The sequence below is a fragment of the Mesorhizobium sp. M3A.F.Ca.ET.175.01.1.1 genome (assembly GCF_004791945.1).
Taxonomy (GTDB): Bacteria; Pseudomonadota; Alphaproteobacteria; order Rhizobiales; family Rhizobiaceae; genus Mesorhizobium.
The window spans coordinates 1-355 of the sequence record NZ_SRTP01000161.1; the positions used below are offsets into that span (position 1 = coordinate 1).

1 protein-coding gene is annotated in these 355 nt (G+C 63.9%); it reads left to right on the plus strand.

The window, feature by feature from the left end; genetic code table 11:
* The coding region (locus EN818_RS31185; protein WP_189523993.1) for a TIM44-like domain-containing protein at positions 1–268 on the plus strand (268 nt) is incomplete at its 5' end.
* Between the last annotated feature and the right edge of the window lie 87 nt (positions 269–355).

The window sequence follows — 355 nt, forward strand, 5'->3', positions numbered from 1 at the left end:
GGATAACGCGACCCACGGCCTCAAGAACGACGTTACCGATCTTGAGCTGCTGGAAGCCGATATTGCGGAGGCGTGGCGGGAAGGCTCGCGCGATTACGCCACGGCGGCAATGCGCTGGTCGGCCATCGATGTCATGCGCAATCGCCAGACCGGCGCTGTCGAAAAGGGCGATCCGAAAAATCCGGTCGAAGCCACCCAATTATGGACCTTTACCCGCGAGGCCGGCGGACAGTGGCTGCTGTCCGCAATCCAGGACGCGTCCAACTGAACCCGAGGCATCGCGGCGCAATCTGCGCCACGGTGCGCCTACCGACGCAGCTTTTCGCCGGTCGTCGACGGGCAGCCTCTACCTGCC